Origin of the sequence: Bradyrhizobium australafricanum (assembly GCF_020329495.1) — a bacterium.
Lineage (GTDB): Bacteria > Pseudomonadota > Alphaproteobacteria > Rhizobiales > Xanthobacteraceae > Bradyrhizobium > Bradyrhizobium australafricanum.
The window spans coordinates 14,597-33,847 of the sequence record NZ_JAGKJL010000071.1 but is presented as its reverse complement, the minus strand read 5'-3'; the positions used below and the strand labels follow the sequence as shown (position 1 = coordinate 33,847).

Here is a 19,251-nt window from a genome sequence, read left to right as displayed (position 1 = left end):
TTGAAGGTTTCGGCCCGTGCCGCGCACCGCGCCCGGCTCTCACGAGTAGTCACCGCCGCTTTGCTGAGTGAGGTTGCCGAGGTAGTCGCGCTTTCCGATCTTCGCTCCAAGGTGCCGGAGGATCGCGTGCGCAACCGAGAGATGGAAGAAGAAGTCGGGCAGCACCAAGTGCCGGATGTAGTCGTCGCCGCCGAACCACCCGCGCACAATAGGCGGGGTCAGCTCGTATGTGTGGGACTGCGCGCCGGCGATCTCGTCCAGCTGTACATTTTGCAGGAAATCGCGAGTTTCGAGGAGCCGTCCCTTCAACGCAGGATACATCATCGGGGTATTGCGGGGGGCTGACGGGTCGCGCTGCATCAACTTCGCCATGTGCGCCTCGACCTTGTTGCAGCTTACGGAGAACTGTTCTCCAAAAGTGAGCATGTCGAGGGCGAGCCGTTCAGCAAGGATCCTCCCAGGCTCAAATCCCTTGGTCTGCTCGAGCCCTTGGGCGTGATCAAGATAATCGTCCATCACGTTCAGTCCATGCAGCATGACAGGGACTGTAATGTCATATACCGAGAAGGACATGCCGACCTCCATGCGCTCGTTTGTAATTTGAACGTAGGACGGACCCGAAAGGTCGCGAACCGAAGCGAATCGTCACAATAGGCTCTTCAATCTTCCGACTTGCCGCACCAGCTCGCCAGACACGACACTTGTCTCCGCGAAACCGCGTCAAGAGGAGAATGCCTGCGCATGCAGCCGCCTAGTGACGCAGGACGGGATATCCGTTCACGTAAATCCAGTCGGTGTCCTTGGCGGGCACGTGGCATCCTTGGCAATCGGTGTGGTAGTCGGTCGAGGTAGTCTTGAGCGGTTTGTCCGCGTCGAACCACGACCATCCCCACCCGTCGCCCCACAGCGGATTGCCGGGATGCGCTCCTTTGCTGTCTTTCACCATGACGAACCAGCCCTTGAGTTTGTCGGCGTGGCTTACTGTGCCGGTGGTCATCTCGTTCGTCGAGGTCGCGAAGACCTCTTTCACCAGAACGGCGCCGTCCGGGAAGTGCCCCGTCTTCCGGTAGGCGTCGATCGCTGCCGGGGAAGCGTAGACGGCGTGCATTTCCTTCGAGCCTTGGCCGTTGTCGGCGGCAATCGCCCAGCTCCCGAGCGCTTGGTAGAGGGTTCGGTAGTCGGCTGGCACGCGAAGGTGTCCGGCAGCGTCCACCACGTTCGCGGTAGGGACAGCCGGAGCCGCGCCGCTATACTGAGCAAGCGCCGCCACGGTGCCGGCGGCCAGCGAGACGGCGACGGCCAAGCCGACAGTCTTCGATAATTTCATGGGGGTCTCCTTTGCTGCCCGCGCCCGGCACGGCAACCTGGCGCAATGGCTTCAATCGATGTCAAGGCGGCCGCGTGTTCGGCCAGCATAGTAGAGTTCAGGATCGGATGCAGCGGACGAAATTTGAAATTCCCGTTGAACATGCTTTCGATGAGCGTGGGCTATCGTCGCTCAAAAGTGCTGTGCGCGTCGGCGGCCCGTCCGTCTTCCGATCAGCCATCGAGGAGCGCTCCGTACAAACCGCCTTGAGGTCAATGAGAGTGAATCGGAGAGGTCAATCGCCACTTGGCGTCGGCCACGGCTTCTTTGAGCCCATCTGCGGAATCGTATTGACGCCGGATTTCGGCAAAGCAGCGATCACCTCGTTGGCGGCCCAGACGCAGAATGGCGACGCTTTTCCAGCCAATCAGGCTGGTGCCGCCGATCACGACGATTGCGAGAGCGTCCGACAGGAAACCAAAAAAAGAAAAAATCTCAGACCGCGCGCCACCCAAGTGGGGGAAGCCAGCGCGCCATGCGCGGAACGGCGTATGCGACGACGATAAACACGTTCGCAAGTCACGAAGCCGATGCACCGATCCTGACGCCGCACATTCCCGCGATGATCGCGGCCGCGACGATGGCGCTCATCGCGACGCAGACACCCCAAAGGCGAGCGGCATTACGTTGATCGACACCGTGCGTGATCAGCACCACTCTCAGCCCTGAAGCAAGGTGGCTCAGGACGAAGAAGGCGCCGAGCGCGTAGTGAGGCAGCAGACGGATATTCCATGCGTCATGAATGAGCCCAGTCGGGGCTCCGATCGCGAAATTCCAATCTGTCGGTATGCCGAGGAAGCTTCGGGCGTAGACGAAGACCGAGTTCATGTGGCCGAGAATGTACACTGAGAGATAGGCTCCCGAAGCGACCTGATAGGTCCGCTGGAAGTCATGCGCTGCGGCGCTCCAACGCCATGCCAGAAAGAGGCCACTGCCGATCTGGAAAAGCATGGCCGCCACCAACAACGGTTCACCTATGGCAGAGCGATAAACCACGCGTCCGATTTTCATAACGGCCGCATGCGCATCCGGCCCTATCAAGCCGAACAGATGATTGGTGAGATGAAACACCACATATAGGGACAGGACCACAGCCGTTACCCCGTGGACCACGCGCCAGGCCCCGACTGCAGGCGCAGCTGCAGCGACCGGATCTCGGGCAGACTGCGACCAGATCGCAATTGCGAGCCAAATCGCGCACCAGACGACCTCGTCGGGAATGGGGCTTTTGACCAAGGTCTGGACAACGCCGAGAAAGACATACAGCGTTGGCGACACCACGCTGGCATAGGCGAGGCGTCTTGAACCGGGATTGGACGTCGGACGACAAGCCAGAGCGATCCCAAGAAACGGCACGATGAACGCAACGACCAGGATGGCGGTCGCGCTGGCGATTGCGAGCGGTGGCAGGCTTACGGCCTGCGTGCCGACGATGGCATGAAAAGCATCGAGCAGAAATGGATAACAAATCGCCGCCGCTGCGGGAACCAGAGCCACGTAGTCAACATGCTTCTCAAGAAAACTTCTGCGGTTCTGCGGGCGAACGAATGCTTCCATCATAGACACCTATAAAGCCACAACAAAGAAACCGGCGTGCGAGACGACTTCCAAGGCGGGTTTGAAAAGTTGCTTCGCGTATCACGCAGCGTGGCAAGCGGCAATAACAAGCCTCTATCGACTCGATGGCGAGAGGTGATTTCCCTTGCCCGCATTGCAAAGTCATTTTCCAAAAGGTGGTCCAACTAATCTCAACATCCGGCGCCGCGATTGTGCTGCGCCAGCTCCGGTTGTTGATTGAAAGATACAAATAGCGCGAAACAGAAAGAAATTGATGTCCCAGGAACAATACGACATCGTCATTGTTGGCGCGGGCGCGGCCGGCTGCGTCGTTGCGAGTTATCTCGCCGTACACACCGATGTTTCGATCGCGCTGATCGAAGCGGGCGACACGGATCGCGATCCGTTCATCCACATTCCTGCCGGCTTCGCCAAAATACTGGCCCACGACCGGCATGTCTGGAAATATGAGACGGTTCCCCAGCACGGCACCAAGCGAGCATATCGCTCAGGCAAGGTGCTCGGCGGCGGCTCCTCGATCAACGCGATGGCCTACGTCCGTGGTCAGATGCGCGACTACGCCGCGTGGCAGGACGCGGTCGGCGATACTGGCAAGTGGTCGTATGAAGACCTGCTTCCCGTCTTCATGGCGCAGGAAGACAACGACACCTTCCACGACGAATATCACGGCATCAATGGTGGTCTGGCGGTTCAGTTGCCCAAGGGCATCAACGAGCTGAACCAATATTGCCTCAAGGCCTTCCAGGAATATGGGATCCCCTATAATCCCGACTATAACGGCAAGAGCCAGATCGGCGTCTCGCCGGTGCAATCGACAGTCGGGAACCAGCGGCGGTGCAGCGCGGTCGACGCTTATCTGCGTCCACACCTCGCCTCGGGCCGCGTCACTCTTCTCACCGGCAAGACAGTCCTTCGCATTCTCGTCGAGAACAAGCGGGCTGTCGGCGTCGAGCTCGTGGACAACGGTCTGCAGAGGATCATGGCCGGCGAGGTTGTGCTGTCGGCCGGCACGGTCCATAGCCCGACGATCCTCATGCACTCGGGCATCGGGCCAGCCGAGCAGCTTCGCCAGCACGGTATCGCGGTGATTATCGATTCTCCTGAGGTCGGCGAAAATCTCCACGACCACGCGATCGTGCCAGTCCGTGCCTATGTGAAGGGCGATCTCGGCTATCAGGCTGCCGCGCACGGCCTCGGCAGCGTGAAGGCGGGCCTGCGCTATTTCGTCACCAAGGATGGCCCGGCGTCGGGCAACGGCATCGAGACGGTTTCTCACTGGAACCCGTCCGACTTCACCGCCGAACCCACGATCCAATGCTATCACGTGCCAATCATCGCGGCAGATGGAATCAGCCCGACGGGCGACCGCTCGGGCATCACTTTCGAACTCGTGGTGCTTCAGCCCAAGAGCCGTGGCTGGGTGCGGCTGGCCGACAGCGACCCCACGTCGATGCCGCTCATCAACCCGAACTTCGTCGGCGAGGAAGAAGACTTGAGGGCCGCGGTGGAATCGGTGCGCGCGATCCGCAAGGTAATGGCGCAGGAGTCGCTGGCGCTGGTGATCACGGAAGAGATCGAACCCGGCCCGCGCATCCAGTCGGATGCCGAGATCGGCGAATGGGTGAAGCGTGCCGTCACGACTATGTTTCACCCGGTGGGCACGTGCCGGATGGGCCAGGATGCGCGAGCGGTGGTTGACGCAAGGCTCAGGGTTCGCGGGGCCGAGGGTCTCCGGGTGATTGACGCCTCTATCATGCCGAACATCACTAGCGGCAACACGAACGCCCCGACCCAGGCGCTCGCGCGCCACGCCGCGGCAATGCTGGTCGAGGATATGAACCGGTCTTGGGGAGCTCCGGCGCAAGCCGGCAACGGCGCTGGCAGTTTCCAACCCGTCGATCTGCCTTCAATTGCAACATTCTAGGTATTCGGGGAGACGGAAGTGAGTGCGACTGACAAAACGGAGTATCGGGCTCCGGCGCCCCGGCTCGATCGCAGTTCGCTTCGCCGCGTTGGACGATGCGGCGGCGCCCCGATCGGTCTGCTGTTCGCGCTCGCGCTTGCTGGCTGCCACGAGAGGGCGCAGGCGCAGGCCGCCGCGCCTCCGCCGCCGCGGGTGACGGTGGCACAGCCAGTCAAACGGACCGTCACCGACTGGGACGAGTTCACCGGCCGCTTCGAGGCGATCCAGGAGGTTCAGGTCCGCGCCCGCGTCGGCGGCTTCGTCAATAGTGTAGAGTTCAAGGATGGTGCGACCGTCCGCGCTGGCGATCTGCTTTATATCATCGATCCGCGCCCGTTCGAGGCGGTTAAGCTGCAAGCCGAAGGGCAACTCGCCGACGCGCGTGCCAAAGGGGAGCTTGCCAAGCGCGATCTCGAGCGCGGCCTGACTCTCGTGCAGACCAGCGCGGTCTCCGAACAAGTCGTCGATCAGCGCCGCCAGCAGCTGCAGGCGGCGCGTGCCGCCGAGACCCAGGCCGACGGCGCGTTGAAGGCCGCTCAGCTCAATGTCGAATTCACCCATGTGGTGGCGCCGATCACCGGCCGCGTCAGCCGCCATCTGGTGACCGCGGGCAATCTCGTGCAGGGCAGCGAGGGCAGCGCGACGCTATTGACCTCGATCGTATCGCTCGATCCGATCTACATCTATTTCGACGTGGACGAGGCGACCTATCTGAAGAACAACAGGCTGTGGTTCGAGGGCAGGCGGCCGAGCTCGCGCGACACGGCCAACCCCGTGCAGGTGACGCTCACCGGCGAGACAAAACCCTCGCATGAAGGAAAGATGGATTTCCTCGACAACCGGCTGGACGCGTCGACCGGCACGCTGCGCAGCCGCGCGATCATCCCCAACCACGATCTGTCCATTCTGCCCGGACAATTCGGTCGCGTGCGGCTGATCGGCTCCTCACCCTATGAAGCGCTGCTGTTGCCGGATGCGGCTATCGCGACTGACCAGTCGCGCAAGATCGTATTCGTGGTGAAGGATGACGACACGGTGGAAGCGCGCGCAGTCGAGCTCGGACCGATCAACGAGGGCCTGCGCGTGATCCGCACGGGCCTCAAACCCGAAGACCGCGTCATCATCGACGGCATCCAGCGTGCCCGCATCGACGCCAAGGTTAACCCGCACATGACCGAAATGGGCGGGAGCAGGACATGAATCTCGGGCGTCTTTCCGTCAACCAGCCCATCCTGGCTATGGTGCTGTCGATCGTGCTCCTGATCGTGGGCGCGATCGCCTATCGAACGCTACCGGTCGCCGAATATCCGGAAGTGGTGCCGCCGACAGTGGTGATAACCGCGCAATATCCGGGCGCCTCCGCGCAGACCATCTCGGATACTGTTGCCGCTCCCATCGAGCAACAGATCAACGGCGTCGAGGACATGCTGTATATGTACAGCCAGGCGACCTCGAATGGCCAGCTCACCATCACGATCACCTTCAAGCTCGGCACTGACCTCGACAAGGCGCAGGTGCTGGTGCAGAACCGCGTCGCAATCGCGCAGGCGCAATTGCCGGAGGAGGTGCAGCGCAACGGCGTGGTCACCAAGAAGGACTCGCCCGACATCCTCATGGTCGTGTTCATGCTGTCGCCCGACGACTCGCTCGACCAGCTCTACATCTCCAACTATGCGTTGCTGCAGGTGCGCGACCAGTTGCTGCGGCTTGACGGCATCGGCGACATCCAGATCTTCGGCGCGCGCGATTATTCGATGCGGCTGTGGCTCGATCCCGACAAGATCGCCAATCTCGGCCTGACTTCGAACGACGTTGTTGCGGCGGTCCGCGCCCAAAACCTGCAGATCGCGGGCGGCCAGCTTGCGAGCCCGCCGATTGCCGACCGTGCCTTCCAGCCAAACCTCACCTTCGTTGGCCGACTGAAGGATCCATCCCAATTCGAGGACATTGTCGTCAAATCGGGCCAGGACGGCCGCATAGTTCGCCTGCGCGACGTTGCGCGGATCGAGCTCGGCGCGCTCGACTATTCCACCAACAGCTTCCTGTTGCGCAAGTCAGCGGTGGCGTTGCGGGTGACGCAGCGGCCAGGATCGAACGCGCTTGCGACCGCCAAGGGCATCAAGGACACGATGGAGAAGCTGAAGGTCGGCTTCCCCAAGGGGCTCGACTACAATATCGGCTACAACCCGACCGAGTTCATCCGGCAGTCCATCAGCGAGTTGATCAAGACGATCTATGAAGCGATGGCACTGGTTGTCGTCGTGGTGCTGGTGTTCCTGCAGGGCTGGCGTCCGGCGATCATCCCGATCGTGGCGATCCCGGTGTCGCTGGTTGGTACCTTTGCGGCGATGGCAGCCCTAGGCTACGGCATCAACAATCTCACGCTGTTCGGCCTCGTGCTCGCGGTGGGCATCGTGGTCGACGACGCCATTGTCGTAGTCGAAAATGTCGAGCGGCATCTCGCGCTCGGCTTGAGCCGGCGCGAAGCCGCGCTGAAGACCATGGAAGAAGTCGGCGGCGCACTGATCTCTATTGCGCTGGTGCTGTGCGCGGTGTTCGTGCCGACCGCGTTTCTCGGTGGCATTACCGGGCAATTCTTCCAGCAGTTCGCGGTCACCATCGCGGTCGCGACAGCTATCTCCTGCTTCTGTTCGCTGACCCTGTCGCCGGCACTGGCTTCGCAGATCCTCCTTCCGCGCGAGGAGAAGCGGCCGCCGGCCGCTTGGAATCTGATCGCGCGCGGCTGGGAACGGTTCACCAGGCTGTTCAACCGCGGCTTTGACTGGCTGTCGCATTTTTATGCTGACGTCGCAGGCTTCGTGATCCGCCATCGCGTGGTGATGCTACTCGTCTATGTGGTTCTGATCGGCAGCGCAGGCTGGCTGCTTGTCACCACGCCCCAGGGCTACATTCCGGCACAGGATCGCGGCTACGTGATCATATCTGCCCAACTGCCGGGCGCGGCCTCGCTGGCGCGGACCACTGAGATCGTTCGCAGGATCGAGAGCATCGCGCTCGACACGCCCGGAATTTCGCATATCGCGGTCTTTGCAGGTCTGTCGGGAGCGACCCGCACACAGGCAGGCAACTCGGCGGCGCTGTTTCCAGTGTTCGAAGAACCGGAGGTGCGCCTCAAGAAGGGCCTGAACGCGCAGGTGATAACCGCAAATCTGCGCAAGCGGCTGTCGGCCATCGAAGGTGCGTTTATCATCGTGATCCCGCCACCGCCGATCCCCGGCATCGGCACCGGCGGCGGCTTCACCATGCGCATCCAGGACCGGCAAGGCCGAGGTCCCAAGCTGTTGGCGGATGCGACTGACGAACTCGTCGCAGCGGCGCGCAAGTCGTCAGTGCTCCTCGCCCCCACGGTGTTCTCGCCGTTCTCCGCGAACACCCCGCAGGTCTTCGTCGACATCGATCAGGTCAAAGCGCTGAAGCTCGGCGTTCCCATCCAGAACATCACCGACACGATCCAGACCTATTTCGGCTCGACCTATGTCAACGACTTCAACCTGTTCGGCCGCACCTATCATGTCACCGCGCAGGCCGACCTGCCGTTCCGGAAGGAGCGTCCTGATTTTGCGCGACTACGGACCCGCAACGCCAATGCCGACACGGTGATGCTTGGCAGCGTAGTAGAGTTCAAGGACGTTTCGGGCCCCGATCGCGTCGCCCGCTACAACCTCTATCCGGCGGCCGAGCTACAAGGCGAAGGCTTGCCGGGGACGAGTTCGGCGGCAGTGATCGCCGCTATGAAGAAGCTCGCCGAGGATAAACTGCCGAGTGGCTTTTCCTTCGAATGGACCGACCTGTCCTATCAGCAGGTTACTGGCGGCAACACCGGATTGTTCGTGTTCCCGATTTGCGTGCTGTTCGTCTACCTAGTTCTGGCCGCGCAATACGGGAGCTGGAGCTTGCCGTTTTCCGTCATCCTGATCGTGCCGATGTGCTTGCTTGCCGCCACTATCGGGGTACGCATCATGGGTCAGGACGTCAACATCCTCACCCAGATCGGCTTCATTGTGCTGGTGGGATTGGCGGCCAAGAACGCGATCCTGATCGTCGAGTTCGCGCGGGACATCGAGCTCGAGGGTAAGCCGCGCCTGGAGGCGGTAATCGAGGCTTGCCGCCTGCGACTGCGGCCGATCCTGATGACCTCGTTCGCCTTCATCCTCGGCGTACTGCCGCTCGTGATCTCCACCGGCTCCGGATCGGAAATACGCCAGGCGGTCGGCGTCGCCGTGTTCTTCGGTATGCTCGGCGTCACGCTGTTTGGGCTGATCTTCACGCCGATCTTCTACATGGTGGTGCGCAATCTCGCGGAAGGCAAGAACGAGGGGAAGCCGACCCAGACGACGGCGATCGCGGCGGAGTGAGTTGTGGTGACGCCGATGCGCGATGAACCAGGAACAACTCATGCTGCCGTATGAGGCAGGAGGGCGGGCGATGGCCACGACGGTTGAAGGTAATGTTGGAAGTCACGACAATGACTGGACGTCTGCAGAGACTGCCGACGGGCGCAACGTTGGCCTCTCTCTCTGAAGGAGCATTCGAGGAAGGTCCCCGCGTTGCGGGCGCGGTCGCCTGTTTTCTGCGTTTCGGAAGGTCGACGACCACTGCTCTGTCTGCCGTCTCGATTTCACCGGCCACCGGGCCGACCACCTGCCGGCCTACTTGGTGATCGTAATGGTCGGACACGTCTTGGTTCCGGTAATTCTCCGGATCGAGGTGGACTATGCTGTCGCTGGCGTTTCAGCTTGGTCTCTATCTTCCGATCACGGCCTTGGCCTCGATAGTTCTCCTGCAGCCGGTCAAGGGCGCCGTCGTGGCGCTGCAATGGGCGCTCAGGATGCACGGCTTCGGCGCGCAGCCGCCTGACGAACTCCAGGCGTGAGGCGGAAGGTGCCTCAACAGAACGACGTCGGAGAAGCGGGCGCGAGCCCCAGAAATTTCATTCACAGCACCATAGCGTCTGACGTCGAGACCGGCCGCACGCGTGTCTTGGTCACGCGCTTTCCACCCGAGCCGAACGGCGTCCTCCACCCGGGGCACGCGAAGTCGATCGTGCTAAATTATGAGCTTGCGAAGGAATTCGGCGGCCGCTGCAACTTGCGTCTCGACGATACAAACCCGCAAAGGAGAGGATGGAGTACATCGACGCGATCAAAGCGCGACGTCCAGTGGCTCGGATTCGATTGGGCGCAGGGCCTCCACTTCGCCTCCGACGACTTCGAGCAGCTCTACGCGTGGGCCTACCATTTCGTTCGCATCGGCAAGGCCTACGTGGACGTCCAGTCCGCGCACGATATCAGAGAGGGCAGGGGGACGTTGACGAGCCCTGGCCGGAACAGCCCGTTCCGTGACCGCAGCGTGAAGGAAAATGCTGAGTTGTTCGCGCGGATGCGCGCAGGCGAGTTCAGGAATGGCAAGCGGGTTCTCCGCGCGAAAACTGACATGGCGTCAGCGAACCTCAACCTGCGCGCCCCCATCATCTACCGTATTCTCAAGGCCAGCCACCGATGTGGCTCCGCACAAATATCTTTCCGACTTGAGAGTCGAGGAAACCAAGCGGGTGATGCTGACAACCAAGCGTCCGCTTAGAGCGTCGCGGGTGTTAGCTAGAGAAGACCTGCAGCTGCGGCACTATCCCGGTCGCCTTGCTTTTGTCGAACAATCGCGAGCTGTTGGCTGCACACACCAAAGTCGCTGGTGTTAGCGCGTATACCGAACTTTTCACAGAATGCGAGGTTTTCAGCTGCAATCTCGCGATCAAGTTGGATTTTCGCGTTGGCCCGTGTCGCGGGAGCGGAGACGAAAGTCGCGTACGCACCGAACGACAACAGCACCACAACGAACAACGAAAACAGGAGCCGCGAACCTACACTCTGTCGATAGCATTAGCGTTCACATCGGTCATTGTAGAGTTCTTTCAAAAAGTGAAATATTTGCAGTACGATTCGCCAGGCCAGGAACCTACCCCATGCGCCAGCGTCCGGGGCGTAGGACAACTCCGATGGATATTCGCCTCGTTTCTTAAACGGGCTTGATCATATCCCGTGCATAGGCCAGGCCGATACCGTATCCGCCGCCGTGAGCTTCCACGATCGCTCGCGCCCCGTCATAGGTCTCATGCCGGGTCCAGTCGCGCTGGAGTTCAAGAAGGACCTGGATCCACGACGTCGGCTTCGCCCCCGCCGCTTCCATCCGTCGCATCGCCAGATCGTGACTAACCGGAGTGAGCCCGCCGCAAGCGTCGCCGACGACGTGTACCTCATACCCCGCCGCACGAGCGGAGAGCACCGGAAAAGTCACGCACGCTTCCGTCAATAGCCCCGAAAAGATCGGCTTCCGCCGTCCGGTCGCCACGATCGCACCGCGCGCGGCGTCGTCCTCCCACATGTTCATGTTGCGGCGGTCGATCGTGACCACGTCGGGAATCGCGGCGTGAATCGCGGGCATCAGGGGACCGCTGTAGACCTTGGTGGCGGACGTGGACGCCACGATCGGCATGCCGAAAACCGTGGCAGTGCGCGCTAGAGCGATCACGTTGTTCAGAAGCACTTGGCGATCGATCGACCCCACGCCGAAAGCAAGTCCGGCTTGCTGATCGACCAGCACCAAGGCGCAATCCTTCGGCTCGATCAGGATGTCGGGCATTGCCCTCGCGGTTCCAGGTCCTTGTGTCATGATTTCGTTACTCCGGACGTCGGGGATTTATCACCGCGGCTTCGCTTCTGCGCCCGACAGCATAGCCTTGAAGGTGATTTCGATGAGCTGTCGGCCGGTCTCGGCACACCGATCAGGTTGCTGGCGCACTGAGGTCGTGCCGTAGACCTCCTTGCGCACCTTGCCCGCAGCGGCGAATGCGGCGTCGACATCGAGGACATAGAGCGTCTCCTCGACGACGTTGTCCAGGGTTGCCGCGAAGCGCGCCAAAAGCTTGACGGCATTGGCGTAGGTCGCCCGCATCTGCTGTTCCATCATCGAGAACTCGGCCGGCTTGCCGGATTGATCGAGAGAAGCAGGCGCGATCAGGTTTCCCTTCTCGTCGTGGCTGAGCTGGCCGGAGACATGGATCGTGTCACCAACCTTGATCGCCTGTGCGTATCCGTAGGCATCTTCCCAGGGCACACCGAAATAGGCGGCCTCTTTACCATTCACTGCGGCTGCGTTTACGTCGTTGCTTTGCATATCGAGCGTCCTGGCTTCTCAATCTGGCATCGCGTCTCGGTGGCGGCACTGAAAGTTTCGGTACGACGATGCTTCGGAGAATGACCTTGCAGCGCCGGCGAGGGAAATCACCTTTCGCCATAGAGTCGATAGACGATCGTTATTGCTGACGCGCCACGTGACGCCATGGCGAGGAATGTCACCAGCCGCATCTGCAGAGACTCTCGGATCGCGCCGTCGGCCATTTAGCACTCCCGGAGCAACTCCCAGTGACAACCCTTGCAGCGCCATACTATCTGAGGCCACTTCCTCGAGTGGTACGTCTCGCGGAATCGTCCCATTCGGGCCAGTCGGCTCCGGACCGTTATCCCGTGCGCGCTGCGACGCGCACGGGATGATGGGCAAGGGCTAGGACGACGACTTCAGCGAACTCGTATCGATCGGCAGGCTGCGCAGGCGCTTGCCGGTGGCGGCGAAGATTGCATTTGTCACTGCGGCACTGACAATGGCTGTCGGAGCTTCACCAATGCCACCTGGAGCTTCTGCGTTCTTAATCAAGTGCGTCTCCAACACCGGCACCTCGTCGATACGCATCGGCAGATAGCTGTCGAAATTGCTCTGCTCGACGCGTCCATCCTTGAAAGTGATCGACCCATGGAGCGCAGCGGTCAGCCCGAAAAGCGTTCCACCCTCGACCTGTGCTTCGATCGTATCGGGATTGACGTAGATGCCGCAATCAACCGCACAAACGATCCGCTTGACCTTGACAGAGCCATCGGCCGCCACTTCGACCTCGGCGACCTGAGACAGGTAACTTCCGAATGCGAATTGTACCGAAATGCCGCGGCCATGCCGTGCGGGAAGTGGTGATCCCCACCGTCCTTTTTCCGCGGCAAGGGACAAAACAGCAAGCGCTCGCGGATTGTGACCGAGCAATCCTTTGCGATAAGCGACAGGATCTTGCTTCGCGGCATGTGCGAGCTCATCCATGAAGCTTTCGACCACAAAAACATTGTGAGTCGGTCCGACGCCGCGCCAGAAAGCCGTCCGGACACCAGGGGGCTCGACCCGGACATAGTCGACGTGGATATTGGGTAGCGCATAGGGCGGCTTGGCCGCCGCTTCTACTGCATCAAGATCTAATCCGTCCTTGAACCAATAGGGAATATAGCGAGCGGCGATTGAGGAGCCGGCGATCCGATGCGTCCAAGCAACCGGCTTGCCGGCCGCATCAAGTCCGGCCGACAGACGATCGAAGTAGTACGGCCGATACATGTCGTGCTGGATGTCTTCCTCGCGACTCCAGATCACCTTCACCGGGCCATCGACGTGCTTGGCGATCTTGACGGCCAGCACCGTGCCATCGGCCTCCAGCCTTCGGCCGAAGCCACCGCCAATCAGATGATTGTGAATTTTGATTGCATCCCTTGGCAGACCGGTGAGTTCGACCACCAGAGACCGCGTGAGCGACAAGGCCTGCGTCCCGACCCAAACGTCGCAACGATCCTTCTGCAGATGAACGGTGCAGTTCATCGGCTCCATAGCCGCATGGGCCAGGAAAGGCACCTGATAGACGGCTTCGAGCCGTTGCGCCGCTTGAGCAAGAGCCTTCCCTGCATCGCCATCTTTACGGGCAACCGCGCCCGGCTTTTGGGATTCTTCCTCCAATTGCTTGACGATATCGGCGTTGCCGACCTTGCCATTTGGCCCGTCGTCCCACATGACGGCGGCAGCAGAGAGTCCCTTTTTCGCCGCACCCATGTGATCCGCCACCACGGCAACAGCTTCATCGATATTGACCACCTGCCGGACGCCCTTCACTGCCAGTGCGGCCTTCTCGTCCACCGTTCTCGCCTTGCCACCGAGCACAGGCGAAATAGCAACCGCGGCAACCTTCATTCCCGGCAATCGCGTATCGATGCCGTAGAGCGCGCGCCCATCGACCTTTATCGATGAATCTACGCGCTTGGCACGCGTGCCGATCAGTGTGAAATCCTTCGGATTCTTCAATTTGACGTTTGCTGCAGACGGCACAGGCAATTTCGCCGCAACCTTCGCAAGTTCACCGTAGCTCAGATGCTTCGAGCCGGACGCATCGAAAACGACGCCGTTCTTGGCATGGCAAGTCGCTGGATCGACATTCCACTGCTTGGCAGCAGCCGCAATCAGCAGATTACGACCCACTGCCCCTGCCTGACGCAGCGGCGTCCAGAAGGCACGTACAGAGGAGGAAGCACCTGTAGTTTGAATGTGCAGGAACGAGTTGGCGTAAAGCGCATCGTTTGCCGGCGCATGCTGAACCTGAATCCGGTCAAGCTCCACTTCCAGTTCTTCAGCCAGAAGCATCGAGAGCGCCGTGTAAACCCCCTGTCCCATCTCGGCCATCGGCATGACCAGGGTCACGGCGCCGGTTGGGTTGATCCGTATAAATCCATTCGGCGCGAAAGTACCCGCGACCTCGTTTTCGACCACCTTCGAAGCAGGCTCCGCGAAAACGGACTCCGTACCTGCGCCGGTCAGCGCAAAACCAAGCAGCAAACCTGTGCCCTGAAGAACGGTGCGCCGCGACATCGCACTTCCATGGGCAATCTGGTCTCTCAGAATATGATCACCCATGATCTCAAACTCCCACAGCCTGCTTAATGGCAGCGCGGATCCGCTGATAGGTGCCGCATCGGCAGACGTTGCCGGACATGGCGGCGTCGATGTCGTCATCGTTCGGCTTCGGCGTGTCCTTCAGCAGCGCCGCCGCCGACATGATCTGGCCGGACTGGCAGTAGCCGCACTGCACCACTTCCAGCTCCAGCCATGCCTTCTGCAAGGCCGCGCCCTGCGGCGTCTGGCCGATCGCTTCGATCGTGGTAATTGCACTAGCGCCGACGTTGTCGACCGGAGTTTGGCAGGAGCGAACCGGCTGGCCGTCAAGATGCACAGTGCAGGCGCCGCACAGCCCCTGGCCGCAACCAAACTTGGTCCCGGTCATGCCAAGCACGTCGCGCAACACCCACAAGAGCGAAGTGTCGCCGTCGACATCGACCTCATGAGGTGTGCCGTTGATCTTTAACATGAAAGCCATGCATGCCTCTCGGCGGCTGGAGCTGATAGGACGCAGCCAGCCGACCTGGATCGCAATCGTCCGGCTGCACGATCAATGGGCGCGTGTCGGTCACGGACGAACGCGAATGACCGTCTTCCCCGCGCGTCGCTCGGTCGCGTTGAAGGTGGCGACGGCATCGTCGAGGGCCGAGACGTTACCGATGTTCGTCCGCAGTCGTCCGTCCCGCACCCGCTGGACGATCTCACTCAGTTCGGCACGATCGGACTCGACAACGAAGTCGACCGCCAGGCCCTTGGCGGGCCGCGCCTCGGTCGGTCCGACGATGGTCACCAGCGTTCCTCCGGCTCGAATCAGGCCTGCGGACCGCTTCTGGATGTCGCCGCCGATGACATCAAACACCAGATCGACTCCGCCGACGCTTTCAAGGGCGTCGTTCTCGAGGTCGACGAACTCGTTCGCGCCGAAGTCGAGCGCCTTCTGACGGTCGGCGGCACGTCCGGTGCCGATGACATAGGCGCCGGCCTCTCGTGCCAGTTGCGTCACCATCGAACCGACCGCGCCAGCCGCGCCGTGCGCGAGGACGCTCTGCCCCGCCTGTAGGCGGCCATGCTGAAAAAGTCCCTGCCATGCGGTCAGGCCGGAGATTGGCAGGCTCGCGCCGACGGTGAAGTCGACGTCGCCCGGCAGTGGCGCGAGATTGCGTGCCTCCATAGCTACATACTCCGCCAAGGTGCCGTCACGATACCAGTCCGCGAGGCCGAACACCCGCTGTCCCACCGACAGACCCGTCGTGCCGTAGCCGAGGGCGGTGACAACTCCGGCCAGTTCGTGCCCAGGGGTCGACGGTGTTCGGTCACGATCGCGGCGATCGGTCCAGGTCGAGGGCCACGCCAGTTCAGTCGGGACGAAACCCGACGCATGAACCTGAACGACGACGTCGTTTATGGCTGCCTGCGGCACCGGCTGTTCCACCAGCTTCATCCCGGCCGTTCCCGCAGTCTGGTCCGTCACAACAATTGCTTTCATGGGAATTGTCTCCTCGGTCATTTGGCTTCTTGATGGAGGCGTTGCATCGATGGGCGCTTGTCGGTCACGGACGAATGCGGATGATCGTCTTCCCATTGCGTCGCTCGGTCCGGTTAAAGGTGGCGACGGCATCTTCGAGAGTCGAGACGTTGCCGATGTTCGTCCGCAGTCGTCCGTCCCGCACCCGCTGGACGATCTCACTCAGTTGGGCACGATCGGACTCGACGACGAAATCGACCGCCAAGCCGTTGGCGGGCTGTGCCTCGGGCGGGCCGGCAATGGTCACCAGCGTTCCTCCGGCTCGAATCAGGGCTGCGGACCGCTTCCCGATGTCGCCGCCGAAGACATCAAACACTAGATCGACTCCACCGACGTCTTCCAGGGCTTCGTTCTGGAGATCGACGAACTCTTGCGCGCCAAAGTCGAGCACCGCCCGACGGTCGGCGGCGCGTCCAGTGCCGATGACGTAGGCGCCGGCCTCGCGTGCAAGTTGGGTTACCATCGAACCGACTACGCCGGCCACGCCGTGCGCGATGACGCTCTGCCCCGCCTGAAGGCGGCCGTGCTGAAACAGTCCCTGCCACGCGGTCAGGCCCGGCATCGGCAGGCTCGCGCCCAGCGTAAAGTCGATGTCGCCCGGCAGCGGCGCGAGGTTGCGCGCCTCGACTGCCACATACTCGGCCAGGGTGCCGTCGCGAGTCCAGTCCGTTAGGCCGAACACCCGCTGTCCGACCGACAGCCCCGTCGTGCCATAGCCGAGGGCGGTGACCACTCCGGCCAGTTCGTGCCCAGGGATCGACGGTGTTCGGTCACGATCGAGGCGATCGGTCCAGGTTGGAGGCCACGTCAGCTCATCCCAGGTGAATCCCGACGCATGAACCTGAACGACGACGTCGTTTATCGCCGCCTGCGGCTCGGGCCGGTCCGCCAGCTTCATCCCGGCCGTTCCCGCATCCTGGTCCGCTACCACGATCGCCTTCATCAACTATCTCCCGATCTGTGGGATGTCGTCATTTTCCGAATTTCTTTGCAGATGAGCGAAAATAGAACGGCGAAAATCGATGGTCCAATGACCTTCGGTGATGGAATCGATGCCACCGACTCGGTGTGCAAAATCAACGGTGCGCAACAGACATCTGCTTCTCACGCCAAAGGGCCAGCCGTCATAATGATGATCGAGCGCTCGTCACCGTTGGCTTGGAAAAATCTCCACGGGAGGAGTTGATTTCGCCATTCGATCCTCCGCCGATGCATATGGTTTTGCATTCTCGGCCGCGGAGATAGTCATGGAATCCCGATGTGATGCTAAGTTATCCCAGCCTTGCCGGTACATCCGAAAAGCCCAGACGCGTTCCCGAGAGTCGAACCTGGGTGCATCTGCGCTTTGACGTGACGCTCGCATCATACGACGCCTCCCCGCACATCTCGGAGAAGGTCGACGCGACCGGATAGTGTTCAGATCGAGCCAAGCCGTGTAACGGCGGGAAAGTCCTTCTCGGGATCGAACACGTTGTTGAAGAAATTCGTCAGGGAGTACATAGCCACCAGCGCGACGATCTCTATGACGTTCGCATCCGTGTAGCCTGCATCCCGAACGGCTTTCAGATCGGCGTCACTGACCTTGCCGCGGGTCTCAATGACTTTGCGCGCAAACTGGACGGCGGCGTCCCGCTTCGGGTCGCTGGCATGGCCCTTCCGAGCGAGAGTGATTTCATTGGCCGGCAGCTTGGTCATATGCTCGGCAGCAAAGCTATGAACGGTCAGGCAATAGTTGCAGCCATTCACTTCGGAGACAGCGAGGCCGATGCTGTCACGCGTCTTCACGTCGAGCGCCTTGTTCAAAGCGCCGAGCAGGGCGGCCCACGCGTTGAACGCGATCGGGCTCTGCGCGAAGGTCGCCATCATATTTGGGGTGAACCCGATATTCTTTGTGATCGCATCGAGGGTCGATTTCGAATCGGCCGGCACTTGTTCCGGCTTTAGAGCTGCGCTTCTTGGCATCGTAGTCTTCCGTAAGTTTGCTTTACTATTACTCATACGAGATCCAGCACGTCGGCGACCGGTCGGCGCGGCTTCTGCGCCCAGTTTCCCGGACGCTCCGGCCCCACGGACAACAACATGACTGGAACTTCGTTCTCGGCCAGCCCGAACTCGCGGTGCACCGCTTCGGCGTCGAAACCGATCATCGGCGTCGAACCCAGGCCTAGGGAGCGGGCCGCGTAGATCATCGCCGCCGCGCCGAACGTGCCGGTGCGTACTGCCTCGTCGCGCTGGCGCTGCGGGTACTCCATGTACAGATCGCGCGCGGGGATTTCCCATTCTGGCACCATGTTTGCCGGCATGATGCCCGCTTCGACCAGCGGTGCCAGACGCTCTGGTACTACGCTGGAATCGGCCAACTGGCCGCAGACGATGAAGGTAACGGCTGCTTCGGTGATCGCGGGCTGATCCCAAGCGATCGGGCGCAACCGAGCCTTGGCTTCAGGCGTGCGCACGGCGATGAAGCGCCAGTTCTGCAAGTGGAAGGACGTCGGCGCGGTGGTGCCGATTCGCACCAGCTCGCGGATTTGGTCGTCGCTCAGGGTGGCGGCAGGGTCGAAGTACTTGGTGGCGCTGCGGCTCAGGATGCAATCGATGACGTCGTTAGCCATGGTGATTCCGTCGGTCATGGTGATGCCTATGGGTGAGGGGTAGGTTGAGGTATGAGAGTGCTTTCGCTCTCTTGCTGAAAATACTGCGGCGATGGGGCCCGTTCGACATCTAGTGCCTGGGCCATGGGTAGTTTCGCGAAAGCAAGGCAGAACAGTGTGATCTTGCTTCCAGAACTGCTCGGTGTAGGGCGACGGCCTGACCACATCAGCGTTTACCGCGTTCGCTGTCGGACCGGTCGCGAGTCGCTTCGCTCATCTACTCGAGCGCCGCCGCGGTGGCCGCGACCAGGGAGACCGCAACAGCTGGGCCGACGGTCTTCGGTGATTTCACGGGGGTCTCCTTTGTTGCACCGCGCGGCGCGGTGGCACGGCGCAAGGGCTTCATGCGATGTCGAGGCGACCGCGTGTTCGGCCGACCCAGTGGGCCTGAAGATCGGAC

Annotated in this window: 16 protein-coding genes and 1 pseudogene; 5 read left to right on the top strand and 12 right to left on the bottom strand. The window is 61.3% G+C overall.

The genetic code is table 11. The features are described from left to right. Positions 1–39: 39 nt before the first annotated feature. From J6525_RS38750 to J6525_RS38735, 4 genes are all read right to left on the bottom strand, one after another. Complete coding sequence (locus J6525_RS38750; protein ID WP_225648581.1) at positions 40–573, bottom strand: DUF1993 domain-containing protein; 534 nt, start codon at positions 571–573, stop codon at positions 40–42. A gap of 178 nt (positions 574–751) precedes the next feature. After that, on the bottom strand, positions 752–1,327 hold the full coding sequence (locus J6525_RS38745; RefSeq protein ID WP_225648580.1) for a cytochrome P460 family protein: 576 nt from the start codon (positions 1,325–1,327) through the stop codon (positions 752–754). A 251-nt stretch (positions 1,328–1,578) separates the two neighbouring features. Beyond that, positions 1,579–1,821, bottom strand: a complete 243-nt coding sequence (locus J6525_RS38740; protein ID WP_225648579.1) for a hypothetical protein — start codon at positions 1,819–1,821, stop codon at positions 1,579–1,581. Between the two features lie 64 nt (positions 1,822–1,885). Next, positions 1,886–2,923, bottom strand: coding sequence for a hypothetical protein (locus tag J6525_RS38735; RefSeq protein WP_225648578.1), 1,038 nt, complete (start codon positions 2,921–2,923; stop codon positions 1,886–1,888). 274 nt (positions 2,924–3,197) lie between these two features. Between J6525_RS38735 and J6525_RS38730 the strand changes: the two genes are divergently transcribed. The 5 genes and pseudogenes from J6525_RS38730 (at position 3,198) to J6525_RS38710 (ending at position 10,508) form a co-directional block, all read left to right on the top strand. Beyond that, positions 3,198–4,868 (top strand): GMC family oxidoreductase, encoded by a 1,671-nt coding sequence (locus J6525_RS38730; protein WP_225648577.1) that lies wholly within the window; start codon positions 3,198–3,200, stop codon positions 4,866–4,868. A gap of 111 nt (positions 4,869–4,979) precedes the next feature. After that, entirely contained in the window at positions 4,980–6,107 is a 1,128-nt protein-coding gene (locus tag J6525_RS38725) for an efflux RND transporter periplasmic adaptor subunit (protein WP_225648592.1), read from the top strand. Continuing rightward, positions 6,104–9,283, top strand: a complete 3,180-nt coding sequence (locus J6525_RS38720) for an efflux RND transporter permease subunit (protein WP_225648576.1) — start codon at positions 6,104–6,106, stop codon at positions 9,281–9,283. The genes J6525_RS38725 and J6525_RS38720 overlap by 4 nt, the downstream gene beginning before the upstream one ends. A gap of 166 nt (positions 9,284–9,449) precedes the next feature. Continuing rightward, positions 9,450–9,801 (top strand): annotated as a pseudogene (locus J6525_RS38715) (DUF983 domain-containing protein); the annotation flags it as partial. An 8-nt stretch (positions 9,802–9,809) separates the two neighbouring features. Then, positions 9,810–10,508: a glutamate--tRNA ligase family protein gene (locus J6525_RS38710; RefSeq protein WP_376708621.1), complete on the top strand. Its 699-nt coding sequence runs from the start codon at positions 9,810–9,812 to the stop codon at positions 10,506–10,508. Positions 10,509–10,940: 432 nt separating this feature from the next. Here the strand turns inward: J6525_RS38710 and J6525_RS38705 are convergent, their stop codons facing one another. The 8 genes from J6525_RS38705 to J6525_RS38670 all read right to left on the bottom strand — a co-directional run bounded on the left by J6525_RS38705 (position 10,941) and on the right by J6525_RS38670 (position 18,830). Next, complete coding sequence (locus J6525_RS38705; protein WP_225648575.1) at positions 10,941–11,564, bottom strand: hydrolase; 624 nt, start codon at positions 11,562–11,564, stop codon at positions 10,941–10,943. A 60-nt stretch (positions 11,565–11,624) separates the two neighbouring features. Continuing rightward, a complete protein-coding gene (locus J6525_RS38700; protein ID WP_312010039.1) occupies positions 11,625–12,098 on the bottom strand; it encodes a RidA family protein in 474 nt (157 codons plus the stop codon). A gap of 387 nt (positions 12,099–12,485) precedes the next feature. Next, complete coding sequence (locus J6525_RS38695; protein WP_225648574.1) at positions 12,486–14,693, bottom strand: xanthine dehydrogenase family protein molybdopterin-binding subunit; 2,208 nt, start codon at positions 14,691–14,693, stop codon at positions 12,486–12,488. A gap of 4 nt (positions 14,694–14,697) precedes the next feature. After that, complete coding sequence (locus tag J6525_RS38690) at positions 14,698–15,153, bottom strand: (2Fe-2S)-binding protein (RefSeq protein ID WP_225648573.1); 456 nt, start codon at positions 15,151–15,153, stop codon at positions 14,698–14,700. Between the two features lie 90 nt (positions 15,154–15,243). Continuing rightward, positions 15,244–16,161 (bottom strand): NADP-dependent oxidoreductase, encoded by a 918-nt coding sequence (locus J6525_RS38685; RefSeq protein ID WP_225648572.1) that lies wholly within the window; start codon positions 16,159–16,161, stop codon positions 15,244–15,246. Positions 16,162–16,225: 64 nt separating this feature from the next. Then, positions 16,226–17,143 carry an NADP-dependent oxidoreductase gene (locus J6525_RS38680; RefSeq protein ID WP_225648571.1) on the bottom strand — a complete coding sequence of 306 codons (918 nt, stop codon included), beginning with the start codon at positions 17,141–17,143 and terminating at the stop codon, positions 16,226–16,228. Positions 17,144–17,616: 473 nt separating this feature from the next. Beyond that, positions 17,617–18,162: a carboxymuconolactone decarboxylase family protein gene (locus J6525_RS38675; RefSeq protein WP_225648570.1), complete on the bottom strand. Its 546-nt coding sequence runs from the start codon at positions 18,160–18,162 to the stop codon at positions 17,617–17,619. Between the two features lie 32 nt (positions 18,163–18,194). After that, positions 18,195–18,830: a nitroreductase family protein gene (locus tag J6525_RS38670; protein WP_225648569.1), complete on the bottom strand. Its 636-nt coding sequence runs from the start codon at positions 18,828–18,830 to the stop codon at positions 18,195–18,197. Positions 18,831–19,251: the final 421 nt, after the last annotated feature.

Excerpts from the sequence above, each read along its gene's own strand:
- J6525_RS38750 (WP_225648581.1), bottom strand. The coding sequence starts at position 573 with ATGTCCTTCTCGGTATATGACATTACAGTCCCTGTCATGCTGCATGGA.
- J6525_RS38745 (WP_225648580.1), bottom strand. The coding sequence starts at position 1,327 with ATGAAATTATCGAAGACTGTCGGCTTGGCCGTCGCCGTCTCGCTGGCC.
- J6525_RS38735 (WP_225648578.1), bottom strand. The coding sequence starts at position 2,923 with ATGGAAGCATTCGTTCGCCCGCAGAACCGCAGAAGTTTTCTTGAGAAG.
- J6525_RS38730 (WP_225648577.1), top strand. The coding sequence starts at position 3,198 with ATGTCCCAGGAACAATACGACATCGTCATTGTTGGCGCGGGCGCGGCC.
- J6525_RS38720 (WP_225648576.1), top strand. The coding sequence starts at position 6,104 with ATGAATCTCGGGCGTCTTTCCGTCAACCAGCCCATCCTGGCTATGGTG.
- J6525_RS38705 (WP_225648575.1), bottom strand. The coding sequence starts at position 11,564 with ATGCCCGACATCCTGATCGAGCCGAAGGATTGCGCCTTGGTGCTGGTC.
- J6525_RS38700 (WP_312010039.1), bottom strand. The coding sequence starts at position 12,098 with ATGCAAAGCAACGACGTAAACGCAGCCGCAGTGAATGGTAAAGAGGCC.
- J6525_RS38695 (WP_225648574.1), bottom strand. The coding sequence starts at position 14,693 with ATGGGTGATCATATTCTGAGAGACCAGATTGCCCATGGAAGTGCGATG.
- J6525_RS38690 (WP_225648573.1), bottom strand. The coding sequence starts at position 15,153 with ATGGCTTTCATGTTAAAGATCAACGGCACACCTCATGAGGTCGATGTC.
- J6525_RS38685 (WP_225648572.1), bottom strand. The coding sequence starts at position 16,161 with ATGAAAGCAATTGTTGTGACGGACCAGACTGCGGGAACGGCCGGGATG.
- J6525_RS38680 (WP_225648571.1), bottom strand. The coding sequence starts at position 17,143 with ATGAAGGCGATCGTGGTAGCGGACCAGGATGCGGGAACGGCCGGGATG.
- J6525_RS38675 (WP_225648570.1), bottom strand. The coding sequence starts at position 18,162 with ATGCCAAGAAGCGCAGCTCTAAAGCCGGAACAAGTGCCGGCCGATTCG.
- J6525_RS38670 (WP_225648569.1), bottom strand. The coding sequence starts at position 18,830 with ATGACCGACGGAATCACCATGGCTAACGACGTCATCGATTGCATCCTG.